The sequence below is a fragment of the Kitasatospora sp. NPDC085895 genome (assembly GCF_040702125.1).
GTDB lineage: Bacteria > Actinomycetota > Actinomycetes > Streptomycetales > Streptomycetaceae > Kitasatospora > Kitasatospora arboriphila.
This window is the reverse complement of sequence record NZ_JBFBJY010000030.1, coordinates 22,620-39,706: the sequence shown is the minus strand read 5'-3', so window position 1 is coordinate 39,706 and position 17,087 is coordinate 22,620. Positions and strand designations below refer to the sequence as shown.

Genomic DNA, 17,087 nt, shown 5'->3' with positions numbered 1-17,087 from the left:
CCGGGTGCGGCGCAGGATCGAAGGATGAGCGGCGATCGGACGGCACAGGCGATCCGGATGGGCACCCCGCGGGCACGCTGGGTGCTCCTGGCGACGGTCCTCGGCTCCGGCATGGCGATGCTGGACGGCACGGTGGTGAACGTGGCACTGCCACGGATCGGCGAGGACCTCGACGCCTCGCTGGCCGCCCTCCAGTGGACGGTCAACGCCTACCTGCTGACCCTGGCGGCACTGATCCTGCTCGGCGGCTCGCTGGGCGACCGGTACGGCCGGCGGCGGGTCTTCCTGATCGGCGTGGCCTGGTTCGCGGCGGCCTCGGCGATCTGCGCGGCGGCACCCACCATCGAAGTGCTGATCGCGGCACGGGCGCTGCAGGGCATCGGCGGGGCACTGCTGACACCCGGTTCGCTGGCCATGCTGCAGGCCGTCTTCCACCCCGACGACCGGGGCGCGGCGGTCGGCGCCTGGTCCGGACTGGGCGGCGTGGCCGCCGCCGTCGGACCGTTCCTGGGCGGCTGGCTGGTCGACGGCCCGGGCTGGCGGTGGATCTTCCTGATCAACGTGCCGGTCGCGGTGGCGGTGATCGCGGTGGCCGGCCGCCACGTGCCGGAGACCCGCGACCCCGACCGCTCGGGACGGTTCGACGTACCGGGCGCGGTGCTCGCCGCCCTCGCCCTCGCCGGGGTGACGTACGCGCTGACCGACACGAGCAGCCCGTTCGCGCCGGTCGCCGGCCTGCTGGGGGTGCTCTTCGGGGTGGCCTTCGTCCTGGTGGAACGGCGGGCCGAGGAGCCGATGCTCCCGCTGGAGCTGTTCTCGTCCCGGCTGTTCACCTCGGTGAACCTGGTGACCCTGTGCGTGTACGGCGCCTTCAGCGGCGTCTTCCTGCTGCTGACCGTGCAGCTCCAGGTGGTGTCCGGGTTCAGCCCGCTGACGGCCGGGGTCGCGCTGGTGCCGATCACCGTGCTGATGCTGGCCTTCTCCAGCCGCGCGGGCCGCCTGGGCCGGGCCGTCGGCCCCCGGCTGCCGCTGTTCCTCGGGCCGGTCATCTGCGCGGCCGGCGTCCTGCTGATGCTGCGGATCGGCCCGGACGCCTCCTACTGGGCCGACGTGCTGCCCGCGGTGACGGTGCTCGGCTGCGGGATGACCCTGCTGGTGGCGCCACTGACGGCGACCGTGCTCGCGGCGGTGGACGTGCGGCGGGCCGGCATCGCGAGCGGCGTCAACAACGCGGCGGCCCGGGCCGCGGGCCTGCTGGCGGTCGCGGCACTGCCCGCCCTGGCAGGCCTCAGCGGCAACGCCTACCGGGTGCCGGCCGAGGTGGACGACGCCTTCGAGACGGCGATGACGATCTGCGCCGGACTGCTCGCGGCGGGCGGGCTGCTGGCGCTGGCGACCGTGCGCAGCGACGCCCTGGAGCCGGAACGGGAGATCGCCGAGCCGAACTGCGGCTGGCGCTGCGACACCACCACCCCGCCCATCGACCCCGGCCACCCCGCCAAACGCACCGACCCCGGATGACCACGCGCAAAGGCGCTCACCCCGGGGCGCGGGGAACTGCAGCGCCTCACCCCGGGGGCGCGGGGAACTGCGCGATCCGGATGCGGGCCACTCCGCACGTCAGGAGCAAGCAAAAACAGGGGCGCGGGGAACTGCGCAACCCGGGTGCGGCTCACCGTACGGACCAGGGGCGGGCCCGAATCCGTCACGATGCCCGATCCCGGACTGTGCAGTTCCCCGCGCCCCTGGGGGCGCGTGTTCTGGCGCGGATCCCTACAGGATGTCGCCCGGGGCGTACTTCGCGGCCTCCGGGTAGGCGTCCGCGACGGCCTCGATCCGGCGGACCACCTCGGCGACCTGGGCGCCGGCCGCGCCGGTGAAGGAGAGCCGGTCGGCGAGCAGCGCGTCCAGGGCGGCCCGGTCGAGCGGGATGCGCTCGTCCTCGGCGAGCCGGCCGAGCAGCGCGTTCTCGCGGGCGCCCTCGCGCATGGCGAGCGCGGAGGCGACGGCGTGCTCCTTGATGACCTCGTGCGCGGTCTCCCGGCCGACGCCGGCCCGCACCGCGCCCATCAGCACCTTGGTGGTGGCGAGGAACGGGAGGTAGCGGTCGAGCTCGGCCTCGATGACGGCGGGGAAGGCGCCGAACTCGTCGAGGACGGTCAGGAAGGTCTCCAGCAGGCCGTCGAAGGCGAAGAAGGCGTCCGGCAGGGCGACCCGGCGGACGACGGAGCAGGAGACGTCACCCTCGTTCCACTGGTCGCCGCCGAGCTCGGCGGTCATGGAGGCGTACCCGCGCAGGATGACGGCGAGGCCGTTGACGCGCTCGCAGGAGCGGGTGTTCATCTTGTGCGGCATCGCCGAGGAGCCGACCTGGCCGGCCTTGAAGCCCTCGGTGACCAGCTCGTGGCCGGCCATCAGGCGGATGGTCTTGGCGAGGCTGGAGGGGGCGGCGGCGAGCTGGACGAGGGCGGAGACGACCTCGAAGTCCAGCGAGCGCGGGTAGACCTGGCCGACGCTGGTGAGCACGTGGTCGAAGCCGAGGTGGCCGGCGACCCGGCGCTCCAGCTCGGCGAGCTTGTCAGTGCCCTGGCTGCCCCCTCCCAGCAGGTCGAGCATGTCCTGGGCGGTGCCGACCGGGCCCTTGATGCCGCGCAGCGGGTAGCGGGCGATGAGCTCCTCGAGGCGGCGGAAGGCGACGAGCAGCTCGTCGGCGACGGTCGCGAAGCGCTTGCCGAGGGTGGTCGCCTGGGCGGCGACGTTGTGCGAACGGCCGGCCATGACGAGCTCGCCGTACTGGGCGGAGAGCCGGCCGAGGCGGACGAGGACGGCGACGGTGCGGTCCCGGACGTGCTCCAGGGACTGGCGGATCTGCAGCTGCTCGACGTTCTCGGTGAGATCGCGCGAGGTCATGCCCTTGTGGATCTGCTCGTGCCCGGCGAGGTCGCTGAACTCCTCGATGCGGGCCTTGACGTCGTGCCGGGTGATCCGCTCGCGGGCGGCGATCGACTCGAGGTCGACCTGGTCGATCACGCGCTCGTAGTCGGCGACGGCGCCGGCCGGGACCTCGATGCCGAGGTCCTGCTGGGCCTTGAGGACGGCGAGCCACAGGTGGCGCTCGAGGACCACCTTGTGCTCGGGGGACCAGAGCTGGGCCAGGGTCGCCGAGGCGTACCGGTTGGCCAGGACATTGGGGATCTGGGGCTTCGCGCTCACGCTGGGCAAGCCTAACAGCCGAGGTCCGCGCGGCCCGCGCCGCCCGCGCGTACGGCTCAGCGGTCGGCGAGCAGCGGCAGCACCTGGCGGCACAGCTCCTGGAGGGCGGTGCGCTGCTCGGCGTCCAGGCTGGCGAAGGCCTCGTGGGTGCGGACCATGTCGGCGCGGATCAGGTCGAGGACCTCGCGGCCCTGACCGGTGATGCCGACGATCTTGACCCGGCGGTCGCCGGCCGCGGCCTCGCGGTGGGCGAGGCCGAGCGCCTCCAGCCGGTCGACGATGCCGGTGACGTTGGAGGCGTCGCAGCCGAGCCGGCCGGCCAGCGCGCGCATCGGCACCGGCTCCTGAACGGCCTTGAGCGCCTTGGCCTGCGAGGAGCTGAGCCCGTGCCGGGCGGCCGCGGCGGCGAAGTCCTGGAAGTAGGCGGCACCGACGGCCGCCATCGACTCCATCAGGTCGGCGGTGGACGGTGCGGTGGTGGACGCTGTCGTGGCCATGCGGTCAGCGTACGCCGGTATTCTTCAGCGGCTCAAGATTCGAGCACGGCAACCACTGCGTGGCGCGCGGCACACCGGCCGCGCGTCCGCACGGCCCGTCAGAGCACCAACTGCTCGAAGAGGTGCCGCAGCTCGGCCTCCGGGTCGCCGGTCAGCCCGGTGTGCACCGGACCGGGCTGCAGGACGGCGCTGCGCGGCGCGGTCAGCCAGCGGAACCGCTGCCCGGGGCTGTCGCCGGCCGCGGGCCCGGCGGCCCCGCCGCCCGCGCAGACGGCCTCCACGCCGTGCAGGGCGCGGCGCAGCGCGTGGACGTCCGCGACCGGGTCGAGCGAGAGCAGCCGGCCCTGGTCGAGGTGGGTCCGGGCGCCCAGGTAGCCGGACTGCCGGCAGTAGAGGAGTACCCCGACGTTGATGAACTCGCCGCGCTCCACCCGGGGCACGGCGCGGATCACCGCGTACTCGTAGTCGTCGCGCGTCGACTCGGCCATCAGCCGGCCACCTCCGGAAGCCAGTCGCGGCGGCCCGCCAGCCGGGCCGTCAGCAGGTCGCGGTACGCGGCGCGGACCGCGTCGGGCGTGTCGAAGCCGGGTTCGTCGGCCAGCCACACCTCGGGGACGGCGGCGACCGCGGTCTCCAGGGCCGCCGGGACGAGCGGGGCGAGTTCGGCGTCGGCGGCCTTGAGGTCGGGGGCCGCGGGCAGCAGGGCGTGGTCGGCCGCGTCGTAGCGGCGGCCCGCCCAGGCGGCGGATCCGGCCCAGTGGTGATGGAAGATCAGGGTGGCCCCGTGGTCGATCAGCCGCAGCCCGCCGGCGGCCATCAGCATGTTGGGGTTGCGCCAGGACCGGTCGACGTTGCCGACGAAGGCGTCGAACCAGAGCACCCGCCCGGCGAGCGCGGGGTCGACGTCGAAGCAGAGCGGGTCGAAGTTGAGGGCGCCGCTGACGAAGGCCATGCCGAGGTTCGCGCCGCCGCTGGCCCGCATCTGGTCCTGGATCTGGTGCTCGGGCTCGCTGCGGGCGAGCACCGGGTCGAGGTCGAGCAGCACCAGCTCCGGCACGGGCAGTCCGAGGCCCCGGCCGAGCTCCCCGGCCAGCACCTCGGCGATCAGCGCCTTGCGGCCCTGCGCGGCGCCGCACCACTTCAGCACGTACAGCCGCCGGTCGTCGGCCTCGACCAGGCCGGGCATCGAGCCGCCTTCTCGCAGTGGCGCCACGTACCGGACCGCCGTCACCTCGGGGAGCATCCGGCCAGCCTATCGGCGCCCGGCTACTCCCCGTGCCGTGCTGCGGTGGCAGGCCCCGTTCGTCCGTGCGAGTTTGGGGGAAAACGATGTCCCGGCACGGCACGGACGAGCACGTAAGGGATGGACGATGGAGCGACCGAGGATCGTCATCGTGGGCGGCGGCTTCGCCGGCCTGGAGTGTGCACGCCGCCTGGAGCGCAAGCTGGCGCCGGCGGAGGCCGAGATCTCCCTGGTCACCCCGTTCAGCTACCAGCTCTACCTGCCGCTGCTGCCGCACGTCGCGGCGGGGGTGCTCACCCCGCAGTCGGTGGCGGTCTCGCTGCGCCGGACGCTGCGGCGCACCCACATCGTGCCGGGCGGCGCGATCGGGGTGGACCCGCGGTCCAAGGTGATCGTGGTCCGCAAGATCACCGACGAGGTGGTGGCCGAACGCTACGACCACCTGGTGCTCGCCCCCGGCAGCGTGACCCGCACCTTCGACATCCCCGGGCTGCGGGACTACGCGCGCGGCATGAAGACGCTGGCCGAGGCCGCGTACGTGCGCGACCACGTGATCGCGCAGCTGGACCTCGCCTCGACCACGCTGGACCAGCGCGAGCGGGAGTCCCGGCTGCAGTTCGTGGTGGTCGGCGGCGGCTACGCGGGCACCGAGACGGCGGCCTGCCTGCAGCGGCTGACCACGGCGGCGATCCGTCGCTACCCGCGGCTGGACCCGCGGCTGATCAAGTGGCACCTGATCGACATCGCTCCGAAGCTGATGCCCGAGCTCGGCGACAAGCTCGGCACCACGGCGCTGGAGATCCTGCGCGGACGCGGGATCGAGGTCTCGCTCGGGGTGTCGGTGGCCGAGGTCGGCGCCGAGAACGTCAAGTTCACCGACGGCCGGCTGCTGCCCTGCCGGACCCTGATCTGGACGGCCGGCGTGGTCGCCAGCCCGCTGATCGGCACGCTGGACGCGGAGACCGTGCGGGGCCGGATCGCGGTGACCGCGGAGATGCGGGTCCCGCAGTTCGACGGGGTGTTCGCCCTCGGCGACGCCGCCGCGGTGCCGGACCTCGCCAAGGGCGACGGCGCGGTCTGCCCGCCCACCGCCCAGCACGCGGCCCGGCAGGGCAAGGCGGTCGCCGACAACGTCGTCGCCGCGATGCACAACCAGCCGCTGGAGCCCTACTACCACAAGGACCTCGGCCTGGTCGTCGACCTCGGCGGCAAGGACGCCGTCTCCAAGCCGGTGGGCGTCGAACTGCACGGCGTGCCGGCCCAGTTGGTCGCCCGCGGGTACCACCTGATGGCGATGCGGACCAACTCCGGCAAGTTCCGCGTCGGCGCCAACTGGCTGCTGAACGCCACCGCGGGCGACGACTTCGTCCGCACCGGGTTCCTCGCCCGGCAGCCCGCCCGGCTGCAGGACTTCGAGTACACCGACGCCTATCTGACGAAGGACCAGGTCCGTGAGCACGCGCAGATGCTGCTCGCGAAGGGATCCGCCACCTGACGGAGGGTCAGCGCACCTGTCGGGTGAATCCGGCAGTCGAACCGGAGCCGGCGCTACCGCCCTGACCTGGGCGGTAGCACCGACACGCGTCCTGGGGTGATTGTCGGACCACGGAGGGTCCGCATGACTACCGTCCGGCAGCATGCGATCACTCTCCCTGCCCCGCCGCCGTACCGTGCTCTCCGCCGCCGCCGTGGCCACCGCCGGGGCCGCGCTCGCCCGACCCGCCGCCGCGACGGCACTCGCCGCCCCCGCCGCCGGGATGCCGGACGACGCGGTGGCCGCGCGGGAGGTCCGCGACGAGTTCGTGCACAGCTGGGAGGGGTACAAGCAGGCGGCCTGGGGCTACGACGAGGTCCGGCCGGTCTCCGGCGGGCGCAACGACTTCTTCGCCGACGGGCGCACCTTCGGCCTGTCCATCGTCGAGGCGCTGGACACCCTGTGGCTCATGGAGCTCGACGACGAGGTCGCGCTCGCCGCCGACTGGATCGAGCGCGAGCTCGACCCGGCCCAGGACGCCGACGTCCAGGTCTTCGAGACGATCATCCGGCTGGTCGGCGGCCTGGTCGCCGGCTACCTCTGCACCGGCCGGCAGCCGCTGCTGGACCGCTGCCGCGAACTCGCGGACCGGCTGCTGCCCGCCTTCACCCGCTCCCCCACCGGCATGCCCTACCGGTACGTCAACCTGCGCACCGGGGCGGTCTCCGGCAACACCAGCCCGCTCGCCGAGATCGGCTCCAACATCCTCGAGTTCGGCATGCTCTCGCAGCTGGCGGGCAAGCAGAAGTACTGGGACGCGGCGAAGCGCGCCATGCGGGCGGTCTTCGACCGGCGTTCGGCCCTCGGCCTGCTCGGCACCTCGCTGAACATCGAGACCGGCCGCTGGACGGACACCACCTCCTGCGTCCCCAACCCGCCGGTCGACTCCTACTACGAGTACCTGTGGGCCGGCGCCGAGCTCTTCGGCGACGGCGAACTCGGCGACTGGTACCGGCTGCTGACCGGCTCCGTGCTCCGCTACCAGCTGGAGCGCCGGGGCGGCTACGCCTGGTACAAGCAGGTCGACTACGCGACCGGCCGGACCACCGGCCGCGGCGCCTCCGAGCTCGGCTCCTTCTACCCGGGCCTGCTCGGCAAGGGCGGGGACATGGACGCGGCGGTGGACTACTACAACACCTGGACGATGGTCCTGGACAACAACGCGGTGGTGCCGGAGGCCATCGACTACGGCGACGCCACCGTCCGCTCGGCCCGCAACGACCTGCGGCCCGAGTACGTCAACTCCTCCTTCGACCTGTGGATGCTCACCGGCGACCGGCGGTACAAGGAGACCGCCTACGGCTACTTCGCCGGGCTGCGGGAGCACCTGCGGGTGCCGGGCGGTTACACCGTGGCGGAGGACGTCACCGCCGCCCCGCTGCGGCGCGGCGACCTGACGCCGGGCTACTGGTTCGCGGAGAACCCCAAGTACCTGTACCTGATGTTCGCGGCGGCGCCGCGCTTCGACTACCGCTCCGGGTTGCTGTCCACGGAGGGCAAGCTGATGCGCGGCGCCGTGCGCTGAGCCCCGCTAGCGGGCCGTCAGGTACGTCCCGGAGGCGTCCCGTCCGGGCGTGTTGCGGCAGGACCAGTTGCCGGTCGGCTGCGCGTTCAGCAGGGTCAGGCAGCGGCCGAGGGCCAGCTGCGCGTAGTGGTTCGGGTGGAAGGACTCCTGCAGGGTGCCCTGGGTGGTGGTGCCCATGTCGAGGAAGCGGGCCCACTCGCTGGTGGTCGCCGACGGCAGGGTGCCGGGAGTCGCCAGCCGGGTCGCGGTCGAGCAGACCTCGCGGCCCTGCAGGAGGTCCCGCAGGTCGAGGAACTGCACGCCCTTAGCGGCGGCGACGGCGGCCAGCCGGTCAGAGATCTGCGGGACGAGTGAGTCCCGGGCCCAGTCGGCGTCGAGGTTCCAGAACGGGCAGCCGCCGGTGTTGGTGCGGCTCCAGCCGCTCTCCGGGTAGCGGTTCTCGCTGCTGCGCGGGATCGGCGACGGGTAGGACTGCAGCACCAGCCGGTACGAGGAGGACGTGTAGCCGGCGGCGGACATCACCGCGCGGACCTCGTCCACGGCCTTGCCGACCCCGGCCATCGCGGCGTCCATCTTCGCGTCCACGGCGGCCTGCTGGTCGTCGTGGCAGTAGGACCACCAGATCTCGTAGTCCTGGACGCAGGTGGAGATCACGTCGCCGAAGCCCAGGTCGTTGCCGCCGACGGAGAGGGTGATCAGCTTGACGGTGTTCTGCGCGGCGACGGCGGCCAGCTGGTCGGCCTGCGGGGCCTCGCCCTTGAAGGACTGCCCGCCGTTCGCGGCACGGAACACGTTGGCGGAGGTGGCGCCGGAGCAGGCGAGGTTGATCTGGGTCTGGGCGACGCCGGAGGCGGAACGGACCTCGGCGGAGTCGGAGCGGTCGCAGCCGGAGGTGTAGGTGCTGCCGTACACCCGGGCCGGGTCGTAGCCGCTGCCCGTCCAGGCGCGGTCGGTGCCGTCGCGGCCGCCGCTCGCGGTGTCGCTGTTGCCGTCCCAGCGCCCGGCCTCGCCGGAGACGTAGCTGTCGCCCATCGAGACGACGGCGGTGGGACCGGCGGCGGCGGCCGGGGCGGCGGCGGTGACCAGCATCGGCAGGGCCAGGGCCGCCGCCCCGCACAGGGCGGCGAACCGGCGGGCGCCGGGGACTCTCCGGGTGGTGCTTCTTCTTCGGGCAGGGCGGATCTCGGGCACGGCGAAACTCCTGCGGACGGCCCCGCGCTGTGGGTGCGCGGGGCTGGTGAGGGTGGACCGCCGGCCGGTGGCGCGATGAAGATGGCATGGACGCGGTTGTTACCGCCAGGTATCTGCACGCCACAATTCGGACAGTGACCGGGTTTCTCCCTGCGTCACCGGCCCCTCACCGTCACCGCGCCGGCCCCGCGCCGTCCGTTCGCCCCCGCCGCGGCGGGACCGCCCCAGCTCAGACCCCCCGCGCGCCGCCGCGGCCCGCCGCCAGCACCTCCGCCACGTCCGCCGCCAGCACCTCCGCCTCGCCGGGCTCCAAGGTCGCCACGCAGAGCCGGATCGCCGGCTCCGAGTGCAGCCGGAACCGCGCGCCGGGCGCCGCCACCCAGCCGCGCTGCACCAGCCCCGCCACCGCCGCCGTCTCGTCCCGCACCGGGATCCACACGTTCAGCCCGCTGCGCCCGTGCGCGGCGACCCCGCGGGCGGCCAGCGCCCGCAGCAGCGCGTCCCGGCGCTCGCCGTAGGCCGCCGCGACCCGGGCGACCGGCGCGGCGTCGCTGCGCCACAGCTCCACGACGACCCGCTGCAGCAGGTGGCTGACCCAGCCCGCGCCGAGGCGCTGCCGCCCCAGGACGCGCCCGACCGTGTCCTCGTCGCCGATCGCGACGGAGAGGCGCAAGTCCGGCCCGTAGGCCTTCGCCGCCGAACGCACCAGCAGCCGGTGCTCGGTGATCGGGACGCCGTCCGGCCCCGCCGCCAGCGACTGGAACGGCAGGTCGACCATGCCGTGCCCGTGGTCGTCCTCGATCAGCAGGATGCCCGGACGGCCGGCGATCACCTCGCGCAGGGCCGCGGCGCGGGCCGGGCTCAGCGCGGCGCCCGTCGGGTTCTGCGCCCGGCTGGTGACGATCAGGCAGCGGGCGCCCAGCGCCAGCGCATTGGCCACCTCGACGGGCAGCGGCCCCTCGTCGTCGGTGCGGACCGGCACCGGCTTGAGGCCGAGCGCGGGCACCAGGTCGAGCAGGCTGCCCCAGCCCGGGTCCTCCACCGCGACGAGGTCGCCCGGGCGCAGCCGGGCCAGCAGGGCCCGTTCGATGGTGTCGAGCGAGCCGGAGCAGACCGCGATCGCGCCGGCCGGGGCGCCGTCCGCGGCGAAGGAGGCCCGGGCCAGCTCGACCAGCCCGGGATCGGCGGGCGGGTGCCCGTACAGCACGGGCGGACCGGCCGCCGCCGCGGCGAGGGCCGGGCCGAGCGCGGGCAGCAGCGCCGGATCCGGGTTGCCCGCGGAGAGGTCGCGGGCGCCGGGCGGGACGGCGATGCCGACCTCGTCGCGCGGGGTGGTGACCGGGCGGGGGCGGACCCGGCTGCCCTTGCGGCCGGCCGTCTCGATCACGCCGCGGTCGCGCAGCAGCCGGTAGGCGGCGGCCACGGTGTTCGGATTGACGCCCAGCTCGGCGGCGAGTTCGCGCAGCGGCGGCAGCGCGGCGCCGGGCGCCAGCCGCCCCTCGGCGACGGCCCCTTCGACGTCGGCCGCGATCTCGCTGGCCCGCCGACCCTTGATCGGATAGTCTCCTAGCACAAAGAAGATTATGCACTAGTGCAGTGAGGTTGTCATGTCGGACACGGCCTACACCCGGACTCCCCGCACCGTCCCCACCCGATCGCGCGACCGCGCCAGCTGGGACAGGGCGGCCGTGCACGCCGTCCTCGACAGCGCCTGGGTGTGCCACCTCGGCTTCGTCGCCGACGGCGCACCCGTCGTCCTGCCGACCGTCTACGCCCGGGTCGGCGACGCGCTGTACCTGCACGGCTCGACGGGCAGCCGGCCGCTGCGCGGCGCCGGGGCCGACGAGGGCCTGCCGGTGTGCGTGACGGTCACCCTGGTCGACGGCATCGTGCTGGCCAAGTCGGCGTTCAACCACTCCGTCAACTACCGCTCGGTGGTCGCCCACGGCACGGCCTTCCAGGTCACCGACCCGGACGAGCTGGCGACGGCGCTGGACGCGCTGGTCGACCAGGCGGTGCCCGGCCGCTCGGCCGACGCCCGGCCGGCGAACGCCAAGGAGGTGGCGGCGACGGCCGTCGTCCGGCTCGACCTGGACGAGGTGTCCCTCAAGTCCCGCACCGGGGGCGTGAACGACGACGAGGACGACCTCCCGCTGCCGCACTGGTCGGGCGTGGTGCCGGTGCGCACGGTCTACGCCGCCCCCGAGCCGCACGCGAGCACCACCGGCCCCGTCCCGGGCTACCTCGCGGACTTCGTCGCCGGGGAGCAGCCGTGCTGATCCGGTCCTGGGACGCCGGCACGGACGCCGAGTGGCGCGCCTGGCTCGCCGAGGGCCGGGACTTCGGGGTGCTCGCCGCGAACGGCCCGGAGGGACGGGGCCCGGTGCTCGTCCCGACGCACTTCCTGCTGGACGCGGACGCCGGCGAGATCCTGCTCCACCTCGCGGCGCCCAACCCGGTCTGGGCCGCGCTGCGCGCCGACCCGCACGTCACCCTGGCGGTGACGGACGACTACGCCTACGCGCCCGGCCACTGGCGCGGCGAGCCGGGCACCCCGACGAGCCTGTACGCCTCGGTGCACTTCCACTGCACCGCCGCGGTCGTCGAGGACGCGGCGGGCAAGGCCGAGATCCTCCGCCGTCAGACGGCGCACTTCCAGCCGGAGGCACCGCTCGACGTCACCCCCGGCGAGGCGCCGTTCGGGCCGCTGCTGAGCGGCCTGCGCGGGCTGCGGCTGACGGTCCGCGAGGTCCGGGCCAAGTTCAAGTACGACGACAAGAAGCCGGCGGCCGAGCAGGCTGCGCTGGCCGGCCGGCTCGCCGAGCGCGGCACCGGGCTGGACGCCGGCGCCCGGGCGCAGCTGCTGCGGCGCAACGCCCTGCGGGCGGCCGCGGCCGACGGCCCGCACCCCGGCCGGGCCGCTCGACCGTAGGACGTGTCTTCACAGGGCGCACGGACACCGCACAGGGGCGTGTGGGGCACCTCCCGGCGAAGGCCCCCACGTGCCCCCGAGTTGCCCGCGCGAGCGTCCTCTGAAGACGCTTCCCGGCCGGGCCGGCGTGTCCGGGCATCCGGGTGACGGCGTCCGGGTGACCTCCGTCGCCCGGCCGGCCCGGCCCGGCGGGCGGTGGGGGTGCGGAACTGATGGACTGTGGGACGTGCCCTGTCCATCCGGCCGAGCAGAGGGGCCGCCGACCGCCGAGGAGCCGCTCGCGTGTCCACCTCCCCGCCGGACGCCGAGGACCACCTCGGCCACGTCGTCTTCATCTCGGCCGCGGCCGCGATGGGCGGCTTCCTCTTCGGCTACGACAGCGCCGTCATCAACGGTGCGGTGACGGGCATTCAGCAGCACTTCGAGGTGGGCAACGGCACGACGGCGTTCGTCGTCGCGATCGCGCTGCTCGGCTCGGCGTTCGGCGCGGTGATCGCCGGCCGGCTCGCCGACCACCTCGGCCGGGTCCGGACGATGCTGCTGGCCGCGGTGCTGTTCGCGATCAGCGGCGTCGGCTCGATGTTCCCGCCGGGCATCGGCCTGCTCGGCTTCTGGCGGGTCGTCGGCGGCATCGCGATCGGCATCGCCTCGGTGATCGCACCCACCTACATCGCCGAGGTGGCACCGACCGCGTACCGGGGCCGGCTGGCCTCCTTCCAGCAGTTGGCGATCGTGCTCGGCATCACCGTCTCGCAGCTCGCCAACTACGCGCTCAACCAGGCGGCCGGCGGCGAGTCCACCAACCACCTCGGCGGCATCCAGGCCTGGCAGTGGATGCTCGGCGTGGAGGCGATCCCCGCCCTGGTGTACGGGCTGATGGCGCTGGCGATCCCGGAGTCGCCCCGCTACCTGATCGCCGACCGGCGCGAGGAGCAGGCCCGCGAGGTGCTCGCCGAGGTGGAGGGCCCGGACGTGGACCTGGACGCGCGGATCGCCGAGATCCGGGCGGTGCTGGAGTCCACGCACAAGCCGCGGGCGAAGGACCTGCTGGGCGGGCGGTTCGGGCTGCTGCCGATCGTCTGGGTCGGCATCGGCGCCTCGGTCTTCCAGCAGTTCGTCGGCATCAACGTGATCTTCTACTACTCGTCCTTCCTCTGGCAGTCGGTCGGCATCAACGAGTCGAACTCCCTGTTGATCAGCCTCTCCACCTCGATCGTCAACGTGATCGGCACGGTGCTGGCGATGTCCCTGGTCGACCGGATCGGCCGCAAGCCGCTGGCCCTGGCGGGCTCGGCCGGCATGGCCCTCTCGCTGGGCACCGCCGCCTGGGCGTTCTCGTTCCGGCAGGGCACCGGTGACAGCGCGACGCTCGACCAGACCTACGCCACGGTCGCCCTGGTCGCCGCGCACGTCTTCGTGTTCTGCTTCGCCTTCTCCTGGGGCGTGGTGGTCTGGGTGCTGCTCGGCGAGATGTTCCCCAACCGGATCCGGGCGCTGGCGCTGTCGGTGGCGGCCTCCGCGCAGTGGATCGCCAACTGGGCGATCACCGTCTCCTTCCCGGACCTCGCCGACTGGAACCTGTCGGCGACCTACGCCGTCTACGCGGGGTTCGCGCTGCTCTCCATCCCGTTCGTGGTCTTCTGCATCCGGGAGACCAAGGGGCGGGCCCTGGAGGAGATGGGCTGACGGCCGGGCCGCTCACCCGATCGGCGCGGTGCGCGTCCCCCGTGCCGCGCCGCCGCCGCGCATAGCATCGTCCCCGCACCCGCCGCCCCGCCGCGTTCACGCGGCCCACCCCACGGAGAGGCCATGGGCAGTCCCCCGCAGAACGTCACCTTCCCCAGCAACGGGGGCACGGCACACGGCTACCTGGCGGTGCCGCCGCAGGGCACCGGTCCGGCGCTGGTGGTCGTCCAGGAGTGGTGGGGCCTGACCTCGCACATGGTGTCGATGGTGGACCGGTTCGCCGCCGAGGGCTTCGTCACCCTCGCGCCGGACCTGTTCGGCGGCGCCACCACGCACGACCGCGAGGAGGCCGCCCGGATGCTGCGCGAGCTGCCGACCGACCGGGCCGCCCGCGACCTGCGCGGTGCGGTCGACCTCCTGCTCGGGCTGCCGCACGTGGTCGGCGACGCGGTCGGCGTCGTCGGGTTCTGCATGGGCGGCGGGTTCGCCCTGGTGCTGGCCGCGCAGGAGGGCGACCGGGTCGCCGCGGTGGTCCCCTTCTACGGCCTGCCGAGGATCCCGGACTACGACTACCGCGGCCTGACCGCCCACGTGCTCGGCCACTACGGCGAGGAGGACCGCTCGATCCCCCAGGAGGCGGTGGACGAGGCCGCGATGCTGATCGGCGAGGCCACCGACCGGCGGCCGGAGATCCACTTCTACCCGGCCGGCCACGCCTTCATGAACGACGAGGACCTGGCCGGCACCTACGACCCGCTGCAGGCCGACATCGCCTGGCAGCGCACGCTCAGCTTCCTCTGGGGCCACCTCGGTTGAGCCGCCCGACCGGGTGCGCGCCCGCGCCGCCCCCACCGGACGGCGGGCACCGGAAACCGGATGGACATCGCACGGCGGAACGCCGATAGTCTCCGGGTGACCTCCCCCGCCTCCCCCGCCGACGCACCCACCGGCCCCTCCGCACCCCGCCCGTTCGCCTGGGCCGGACGGAACTTCCGCATCCAGACGGCCGCCACCGTGGTCAGCGGGCTCGGCAACGCCGCCGCGCCGATCGCCACCGCGTTCGCCGTGCTGGAGGCGGGCGGCTCCACCACCGAGGTGGGCTGGGTGACGGCGGCGCGGCTCGTCCCGCTGGTGCTCTTCCTGCTGGTGGGCGGCGCGCTCGCGGACCGGCTGCCGCGGCACCACGTGATGGTCGCCGCCAACCTCTTCAACGCGCTCTCCCAGGCGGCGCTGGCGGCCCTGGTGCTGTCCGGCGCGCCGCCGGTCTGGGCGCTGGTGCTGCTCTCCGCCGCCGGCGGCGCCGGCCAGGCGTTCTACGCGCCCGCCTCCGAGGGCATGATCATGGAGAGCGTGGCCGCCGAGCACGCCGGCAAGGCGTTCTCGGTCTACCGGATGGCGATGAACGGCGCGCAGATCGGCGGTGCGGCGCTCGGCGGCGCGCTGACCGCCGCGGTCGGGCCCGGCTGGGTGCTGGTGCTGGACGCGGTCGGCTTCGCCGTCGCGGGCGGCCTGCGGGTCTTCCTGAAGGTCTCCCCGGCCCCCCGCGACGCCGCCCACGAGAGCGGTCTCCTCCACGAACTCCGGCTCGGCTGGCGCGAGTTCGCCTCCCGGCGGTGGCTCTGGGCGGTGGTGCTTCAGTTCTCCGTGGTGGTCGCCTGCGTCGGCGCGGTGGAGACGGTGTACGGGCCGGTCGTCGCCGACCTCCGCTTCGGCGGCGCCCGCGCCTGGGGCGTCGCGATGGCCGCCTTCGGCATCGGCATGGTGGCGGCCGGCGTCCTGATGACCCGCTGGCACCCGCGCCGCATCCTGCTCACCGGCAACGGGGGCGTCTTCCTCTTCGCGCTGCCCGGCCTGGCCCTCGCGGCCCGCGCCGAGCTGCCCGTGCTGGTCGCGGCGATGTTCGTCTCCGGCGCCGGCGTCACCGTCTTCGGCGTCAACTGGATGGTCGCGCTGCAGCAGGAGATCCCGTCCGAGATGTTCTCCCGGGTCAGCGCGTACGACCACCTCGGCTCGATCGCGCTCACCCCGCTCGGCACCGCGATGGCCGGGCCCGCCGCCGACGCGCTCGGCCTGGACGGCGCGCTGTGGACGTGCGCGCTCGTCACGCTCGCCCTGGCCGCCGCCGTCCTCGTCGTCCCCGAGGTCCGCCGGCTCGGCCGTCCGCTGCCCGGGCCCGCCCCGGCCGGCGCCCGCGAACCGGCCGGCACCACCGAACCCGCCGACGCCACCGAACCGGTCGGCGTCTGAGCAACCGGGCGGCCCCGCGGCGCGTCCGTCACCGGTACGGGCCGAGAGGGAGAACGCATGCCGGACGCACCACTGCTGTACATCGACGTCGACGGGGTGCTCAACCCCGCCGACCCGTACCCGGCGGACGGCTTCCGGCGCCACGAACTGCTCGGGTACGAGGTGCTGCTCTCCCCCGTCCACGGCGAATGGCTGCGGGAGCTCTCCGGCACCTACCGGCTGTGCTGGGCCACCACCTGGCAGGAGTCCGCCAACGAGCACCTCGCACCGCTGCTCGGCCTGCCGGAGCTGCCGGTGGTGGGGGTCAACCGGTACGTCCGGCAGCCCGGCGATCCGCGGACGAGGCTCGCCGAGCTGTTCTCCGGCTTCAAGTGGGCCCCGATCCTCCGGCACGCGGCGGGCCGTCCGTTCGCCTGGATCGACGACGTCATCCCGCCCCGGCTCGTCCGGAACTCAACTCTGCGCCCGGACCGCCTGCTGATCCCGGTCGACCCCCACCAGGGGCTCGAACGCCACCACGTCGACCGCCTGCTCCGGCGCCCGCCCCGCACCTTCCGGCGCCCGCGTCACTGATCCACCCCGGGCGGGACGCGGGTGGCCTGGTGGTAGTACATCCGCCAGCCGCCGTCCCGGCCCCTGCGCCAGATCGAGCTGTGCCGGCTGCGGCGCCCGCCCAGCACCGCCTCGAACGTCAGGTGCACCAGCCCCGGCGCGAGCCGCACGCCCGAGATCTCCGAGGGCTCGTACCGCGGCCCGTCCTCCGAACCGCCCGGGTGGCCCGCCAGCTCCGCGAGCATCGTCGCGTACGTCCACCGCCGCCCCGACCCGCCGACCTCCACGAACCCGGGGTCGAGGAGCCGGCCGGCGAGCTCCGGCGAGGAGCGCACCCGCGGATCCATGAGCTGCAGCTCCCCCGCGATCGCCTGTTCCACCTCGTCCGCTGCACTGTCCATGGACACATCCTTCCCCCGCCCACCGCCCCCACCGCAACCGCATTCGGGGACGGCGGGGGCGGCCGC

Annotated in this window: 16 protein-coding genes; 9 read left to right on the top strand and 7 right to left on the bottom strand. The window is 74.2% G+C overall.

Features of this window, described 5'->3' with window-relative positions:
- The first annotated feature begins 24 nt into the window (after positions 1-24).
- A complete protein-coding gene (locus AB0442_RS19935; protein ID WP_366164265.1) occupies positions 25-1,521 on the top strand; it encodes an MFS transporter in 1,497 nt (498 codons plus the stop codon).
- Positions 1,522-1,773: 252 nt separating this feature from the next.
- Here the strand turns inward: AB0442_RS19935 and purB are convergent, their stop codons facing one another.
- From purB to AB0442_RS19915, 4 genes are all read right to left on the bottom strand, one after another.
- Positions 1,774-3,213, bottom strand: a complete 1,440-nt coding sequence (gene purB / locus AB0442_RS19930) for an adenylosuccinate lyase (protein ID WP_366164264.1) — start codon at positions 3,211-3,213, stop codon at positions 1,774-1,776.
- A 56-nt stretch (positions 3,214-3,269) separates the two neighbouring features.
- Complete coding sequence (locus AB0442_RS19925; protein ID WP_366164263.1) at positions 3,270-3,710, bottom strand: MarR family transcriptional regulator; 441 nt, start codon at positions 3,708-3,710, stop codon at positions 3,270-3,272.
- Between the two features lie 98 nt (positions 3,711-3,808).
- Positions 3,809-4,198, bottom strand: coding sequence for a DUF3037 domain-containing protein (locus AB0442_RS19920; RefSeq protein ID WP_366164262.1), 390 nt, complete (start codon positions 4,196-4,198; stop codon positions 3,809-3,811).
- Positions 4,198-4,953 (bottom strand): HipA family kinase, encoded by a 756-nt coding sequence (locus AB0442_RS19915; protein WP_366164261.1) that lies wholly within the window; start codon positions 4,951-4,953, stop codon positions 4,198-4,200. The genes AB0442_RS19920 and AB0442_RS19915 overlap by 1 nt, the downstream gene beginning before the upstream one ends.
- A 127-nt stretch (positions 4,954-5,080) precedes the next feature.
- Between AB0442_RS19915 and AB0442_RS19910 the strand changes: the two genes are divergently transcribed.
- Together AB0442_RS19910 and AB0442_RS19905 are read left to right on the top strand one after the other, a co-directional pair.
- Positions 5,081-6,448 carry an NAD(P)/FAD-dependent oxidoreductase gene (locus AB0442_RS19910; RefSeq protein ID WP_366164260.1) on the top strand — a complete coding sequence of 456 codons (1,368 nt, stop codon included), beginning with the start codon at positions 5,081-5,083 and terminating at the stop codon, positions 6,446-6,448.
- Between the two features lie 142 nt (positions 6,449-6,590).
- Positions 6,591-8,012, top strand: a complete 1,422-nt coding sequence (locus AB0442_RS19905) for a glycoside hydrolase family 47 protein (RefSeq protein ID WP_366164259.1) — start codon at positions 6,591-6,593, stop codon at positions 8,010-8,012.
- A 6-nt stretch (positions 8,013-8,018) separates the two neighbouring features.
- Here AB0442_RS19905 and AB0442_RS19900 read toward each other — a convergent pair whose 3' ends face one another.
- Together AB0442_RS19900 and AB0442_RS19895 are read right to left on the bottom strand one after the other, a co-directional pair.
- Complete coding sequence (locus AB0442_RS19900) at positions 8,019-9,203, bottom strand: GDSL-type esterase/lipase family protein (RefSeq protein WP_366164258.1); 1,185 nt, start codon at positions 9,201-9,203, stop codon at positions 8,019-8,021.
- A gap of 229 nt (positions 9,204-9,432) precedes the next feature.
- Complete coding sequence (locus tag AB0442_RS19895) at positions 9,433-10,776, bottom strand: aminotransferase class I/II-fold pyridoxal phosphate-dependent enzyme (protein WP_366164257.1); 1,344 nt, start codon at positions 10,774-10,776, stop codon at positions 9,433-9,435.
- A gap of 34 nt (positions 10,777-10,810) precedes the next feature.
- Between AB0442_RS19895 and AB0442_RS19890 the strand changes: the two genes are divergently transcribed.
- From AB0442_RS19890 to AB0442_RS19865, 6 genes are all read left to right on the top strand, one after another.
- Positions 10,811-11,482: a pyridoxamine 5'-phosphate oxidase family protein gene (locus AB0442_RS19890; protein ID WP_366164256.1), complete on the top strand. Its 672-nt coding sequence runs from the start codon at positions 10,811-10,813 to the stop codon at positions 11,480-11,482.
- Positions 11,476-12,135: an FMN-binding negative transcriptional regulator gene (locus AB0442_RS19885; RefSeq protein WP_366164255.1), complete on the top strand. Its 660-nt coding sequence runs from the start codon at positions 11,476-11,478 to the stop codon at positions 12,133-12,135. The genes AB0442_RS19890 and AB0442_RS19885 overlap by 7 nt, the downstream gene beginning before the upstream one ends.
- 282 nt (positions 12,136-12,417) lie before the next feature.
- Positions 12,418-13,821 carry a sugar porter family MFS transporter gene (locus AB0442_RS19880; RefSeq protein ID WP_366164254.1) on the top strand — a complete coding sequence of 468 codons (1,404 nt, stop codon included), beginning with the start codon at positions 12,418-12,420 and terminating at the stop codon, positions 13,819-13,821.
- Positions 13,822-13,944: 123 nt separating this feature from the next.
- Complete coding sequence (locus AB0442_RS19875) at positions 13,945-14,637, top strand: alpha/beta fold hydrolase (RefSeq protein ID WP_366164253.1); 693 nt, start codon at positions 13,945-13,947, stop codon at positions 14,635-14,637.
- A gap of 96 nt (positions 14,638-14,733) precedes the next feature.
- On the top strand, positions 14,734-16,068 hold the full coding sequence (locus AB0442_RS19870; protein ID WP_366164252.1) for an MFS transporter: 1,335 nt from the start codon (positions 14,734-14,736) through the stop codon (positions 16,066-16,068).
- A 57-nt stretch (positions 16,069-16,125) separates the two neighbouring features.
- Complete coding sequence (locus AB0442_RS19865; protein ID WP_366164251.1) at positions 16,126-16,641, top strand: HAD domain-containing protein; 516 nt, start codon at positions 16,126-16,128, stop codon at positions 16,639-16,641.
- Here the strand turns inward: AB0442_RS19865 and AB0442_RS19860 are convergent.
- Positions 16,635-17,021 carry a nuclear transport factor 2 family protein gene (locus AB0442_RS19860; RefSeq protein ID WP_366164250.1) on the bottom strand — a complete coding sequence of 129 codons (387 nt, stop codon included), beginning with the start codon at positions 17,019-17,021 and terminating at the stop codon, positions 16,635-16,637. The genes AB0442_RS19865 and AB0442_RS19860 overlap by 7 nt on opposite strands.
- Positions 17,022-17,087: the final 66 nt, after the last annotated feature.

Excerpts from the sequence above, each read along its gene's own strand:
- AB0442_RS19935 (WP_366164265.1), top strand. The coding sequence starts at position 25 with ATGAGCGGCGATCGGACGGCACAGGCGATCCGGATGGGCACCCCGCGG.
- AB0442_RS19925 (WP_366164263.1), bottom strand. The coding sequence starts at position 3,710 with ATGGCCACGACAGCGTCCACCACCGCACCGTCCACCGCCGACCTGATG.
- AB0442_RS19920 (WP_366164262.1), bottom strand. The coding sequence starts at position 4,198 with ATGGCCGAGTCGACGCGCGACGACTACGAGTACGCGGTGATCCGCGCC.
- AB0442_RS19915 (WP_366164261.1), bottom strand. The coding sequence starts at position 4,953 with ATGCTCCCCGAGGTGACGGCGGTCCGGTACGTGGCGCCACTGCGAGAA.
- AB0442_RS19910 (WP_366164260.1), top strand. The coding sequence starts at position 5,081 with ATGGAGCGACCGAGGATCGTCATCGTGGGCGGCGGCTTCGCCGGCCTG.
- AB0442_RS19905 (WP_366164259.1), top strand. The coding sequence starts at position 6,591 with ATGCGATCACTCTCCCTGCCCCGCCGCCGTACCGTGCTCTCCGCCGCC.
- AB0442_RS19890 (WP_366164256.1), top strand. The coding sequence starts at position 10,811 with ATGTCGGACACGGCCTACACCCGGACTCCCCGCACCGTCCCCACCCGA.
- AB0442_RS19875 (WP_366164253.1), top strand. The coding sequence starts at position 13,945 with ATGGGCAGTCCCCCGCAGAACGTCACCTTCCCCAGCAACGGGGGCACG.
- AB0442_RS19865 (WP_366164251.1), top strand. The coding sequence starts at position 16,126 with ATGCCGGACGCACCACTGCTGTACATCGACGTCGACGGGGTGCTCAAC.
- AB0442_RS19860 (WP_366164250.1), bottom strand. The coding sequence starts at position 17,021 with ATGGACAGTGCAGCGGACGAGGTGGAACAGGCGATCGCGGGGGAGCTG.